Raw genomic sequence first — 3941 nt, 5'->3', positions numbered from 1 at the left:
GCCAGCAAGCGCGGCTTTGTAGTAAAGGCGAAGCCGCTGCGGAAAAGACGTCGCGTTGACTGGCCTTGTTAGTTGCCAATGTAAATCTTACTCAAACAATAATTTAAATAAACCAAAAGCGGCCCATAAAAACAGACAAGCCAGACATAAGGACATGGACATAGTTAGCCAATATGAGATAGGGCTGTCATTTATATCTACTGTATTGCCATATCTTAAGTTCGCCACACCAGTTACGTAACCTTTATAGAGAATTACAAACATAAAAAAGGACATAACACTGCTGCCAATAGCTAAAACTAGTATCTTGATATTTAACACTGTTCTCTCCGGCAACTAACGCAAAGCACACGGGCGGAAAAACGCGTTAGCGTTTGACGTCCCAGCGACCAACGGGAGTGAGTGATGCGTATTGTTAGCTACCATTTCTCAACTCTTCAATTTGCTCTGGATATTGCAGCATTTTTGTATCGCTGCAACTATGTAAAACTGGTTTCTTTCCGTACTGCCCAAACACTATATATTGCTGACCAACTACTACAACGGCTTCACAACCCGCGTTGTGTGTAGCAGCTGAAACAAAAACATTTTGATCCGGTTGGCCTTTAAAAACTTCCTGAACGTTTAGCTGGCTTTCAACGACTTCGTCAGATGTTACTGCTGCAGACATTACACGCCCAACATAAACATAATCAGCTCTTTCGAAAGCACTACTTGTAGGCAGTTCTGAGCATGAACATGCTAAAGCGGAGCCTGAAATGATTAAAAGGAGAACTGCCAGATAAAATCTCATAACCATCCTTGGTAGCTAACGCCCGATTAACGGGTAAAAAATTGTGGGCTAAAATTGAGCGAAGCGAATAGCCCGCAAGTTTTTTATCCCTGTTTAATTGTTTGTTATGTTTTTATTCTTTAATTCCCACTCAAGTGTATCTTGATAAAAAGCTTTAACGACTTTGCCATTTAATAATGCAGGTTTAAACCTCCAGTATTTTAAGGCGCGCAAACCTTCATTTTCAAAAACACCTTTTGGTGATGACTCTATAATTTCGATACTTTCTAAAATACCACGCTCGTTAACTACAGCACTGAACTTAACGTAACCCTCAATTCCTTTAGTAGCTGCATCTATTGGATATTTTGGTTCTATTTTGACTACCCACTGGGCTGGTGAGTCTGTTTGTGCATTTATATATACTTTATTCGAGCTACTAGCATTATTTGTACTACTACAACCCATTGCCAATAAGATCGTGCAGAAAAATAAATATTTCAAATTCACTCCAAAAACATAACGCCCAAATCAGCCGCGCGTTTTATGCGTCGGCTGCATTTGCTTGTTAGCACTATGCTGCACTAGACACCAAGTAGCCTTTACTTGTCGTAAAGGCTTCAAACCCAGATACAATATGAAAACAAAGACTCTCTACATCAGATACTCTTTGATTAAGGGTGGCTGCTGTGTAACGGCCTCCAATGGAGGAAGCTTTTTCTCTTCCATGTGCTATCGCATTTCGATGCTCTTTAATTTCTTTAAGAATCCAAGTATTGATTTCATCTGGAAAAGCATTGCCTGCTAAGTGAAAAATTTCCCAAACATCTTCAATTTGTTGCTGAGAGATATTGATACCGTCGGTGGGAAATACAGAATCATCAATCGATACAGCTTCCGATGAAAAAAGTGCATCAAAGAAATCTTTCTTCTTGTTCCAAACAGTTTTCTTACTACTTCCTATCAGTGCATTAAATTTACTGTCTAGAACCGTACATAATAAATATTTCTTAAAGTTTAAGGGCTTAAGTTGCTCGGTATCAATAAGCTCTAAAAATCTAGAAACTACGTTTGTAATTGTGTATTCAATTGAAGAATATAATGAAACAAAAAGTAACCCTTTCTGAATTTTAAACAAGTCAGAGCTTTGATCACTTACCTCTAACGCTTTTATATGATTAATAAGCTCTTTTGATTGATTAAGCCTATCCCTAATCTCCAATTCAACTGTTTCATACATATTATTTAAGCCTGTCATAGCAGTAACTTATTCGAGATTTAAGCCTAGGTCTTGAATTCGTTGCACCAGAAGTAAGTCTTGTTAACTCTTCATCTTCAATCCAAGTTAAAATATTTTTTCCTGAAATATCAGAGCCTTCTTCAATTGCATCTGCAGCGCCAATCGTTACTGCTTCATATAAGTTATAAGGGGTTGTCTTTCTATTACCGCGTTTTATTCCTTCTGGTAGTTCTTGCGCTAAAGCTTCGAAGGTTTTTTCGAAAATTGTTCTGTTCTTTTTGTAGTTAAAAGAAACAGTCGAATCAGCCATGTACTCATTAAGAAATTCAACAACACTATGATCAAATTTATCTCTGTTGTTTTTATAGGCAAAAAACTTGAGGATCAACTCATTTTTTGTACCATCATTTTCCTTAGCCTTTGGTAGGTTAACCACAGAGAGAAAGTGTTCATTAGTCGTCAATTCAGAAATGAAATCATTGAATTGGCCTCTAAATACACATGCGCGTATTTCTTGATCTGTAAGTTTAATACCGCCAGTGTTCAACCTCTCGAATAAATCAAAGCGAACCTTTAGATCGCTCTTATCACTCAAAGTGGTTACTTTGAGTGGCCTTAAATTAAACTTTAATTTCAATGTTTGTGGTAAATCAGAAAATTTTGAACCATTGAACTCTGTTAACACTTCAAGTCCATTAAGCGTCAAATTATTTTCAAAACCAAATTTCTCAAGTTGTTTCTCGTTTCCTACAAAGTGAATTAAAGAGTTTAAACGTTGCACACCATCGATTAACTCCCATGACCCATCTTTGTTAGCTGCCATAAACAAACTAGGTACCGGAATCCCTAATAACACAGATTCAATTAACCTTGATTGGTTATCAACAGGCCATCTAAATTGCCTTTGATATTCAGGAGCAATATCCACAATTCCTTCGTCTGCCATAGATACGAGTTCTTTTACTGATATATCAAACGAGTCGAAATCAACCTTTCGAGTCTCTTTGTCTAGTTGATTTATATAATCTTTCATTTTCTTCCCTAATACCGTGACTTTTCCACGTTACTAAAATAAATAGTGCTAACGCCGCAAGCAGCGGCGAGCGTTAGCGAGTCCAGCACCGAAGGTGCGATGCTGACTTGCCTTGTTAACTTTTTGCATACTCTACAACTAAAGACAGCGGTAACAAAAAAATAGCTGCCAACAAGAAGTAACAACAAAAATAAAACACTCCGTAGTAAACGGCATTTGTTATCTTACAAGCTAGCTCTAAACTCCGGGTACCTACAAGCGACGGAAAATAACTTGAGAATAGATTAATCGCATCCGCATTCTCTTCAAAGAGCTTCACCAAGAGAAGCCTTAGCGTTGCGACAATCATTGCCATACCAGAAAGACCAAAGGTTAAGAATAATAACCACTCAGCCGTTTCAAAAACAGTAACGCCAACGAATGCAGCAAGAGTAAGTAATACAGTACCAATAACCCACCAGCGATAATAGCTTGCTCCCTTTTTTGTAAGGGCCTGATAGCAAAATTTAAGCAGTGCTTGAGGGTGCATCGATCTTCCGTAAAGTTAACGCAAAGCACACGGGTGACGGCCGCGTAGCGGTTGGCATCCCAGCGGCCGCAGGCCGCGAGTGATGCGCCTTGTTAGCAGCTTGAATTTAAACCCGCGCGGCGCTGCCGCACTGGCGAAGCTTAACAAGTGCACCACTGTGCAAATTTAAAAACTAACCAGCCAGCTGCGATACGGCGAGCCAACCGGAACCTGTAAAACTGTTAAGCGAAGCAAAAAAGAACAACGCTACCGTCACCGCCGTTTGCAACAAACCCGCAAACGAGCGAACTTAACCTTTTGCGCTGCCGCTAAGAAAACCAAACGTGAGCAAGGCCGGAACAAAACTACTGACGAAAACCGTTAAAAC

5 protein-coding genes are annotated in these 3941 nt (G+C 39.3%); all 5 read right to left on the bottom strand.

Annotated elements, in window-relative coordinates; translation table 11 throughout:
• Positions 1-415: 415 nt before the first annotated feature.
• Positions 416-793 carry a hypothetical protein gene (locus tag ACRCA4_RS14775; protein WP_433190301.1) on the bottom strand — a complete coding sequence of 126 codons (378 nt, stop codon included), beginning with the start codon at positions 791-793 and terminating at the stop codon, positions 416-418.
• A 93-nt stretch (positions 794-886) separates the two neighbouring features.
• The gene (locus ACRCA4_RS14770) at positions 887-1276 is read right to left on the bottom strand and encodes an energy transducer TonB (protein ID WP_433190299.1); all 390 of its coding nucleotides are present in this window, start codon (positions 1274-1276) and stop codon (positions 887-889) included.
• 70 nt (positions 1277-1346) lie between these two features.
• Entirely contained in the window at positions 1347-2030 is a 684-nt protein-coding gene (locus ACRCA4_RS14765; protein ID WP_433190296.1) for an MAE_28990/MAE_18760 family HEPN-like nuclease, read from the bottom strand.
• Positions 2014-3045, bottom strand: a complete 1032-nt coding sequence (locus ACRCA4_RS14760) for a DUF262 domain-containing protein (RefSeq protein WP_433190293.1) — start codon at positions 3043-3045, stop codon at positions 2014-2016. The genes ACRCA4_RS14765 and ACRCA4_RS14760 overlap by 17 nt, the downstream gene beginning before the upstream one ends.
• A 115-nt stretch (positions 3046-3160) precedes the next feature.
• A complete protein-coding gene (locus ACRCA4_RS14755) occupies positions 3161-3574 on the bottom strand; it encodes a hypothetical protein (RefSeq protein ID WP_433190290.1) in 414 nt (137 codons plus the stop codon).
• Between the last annotated feature and the right edge of the window lie 367 nt (positions 3575-3941).

The sequence above is a fragment of the Rheinheimera sp. WS51 genome (assembly GCF_050936095.1).
Taxonomy (GTDB): Bacteria; Pseudomonadota; Gammaproteobacteria; order Enterobacterales; family Alteromonadaceae; genus Alishewanella.
This window is presented reverse-complemented; position numbering and strand designations above follow the sequence as displayed.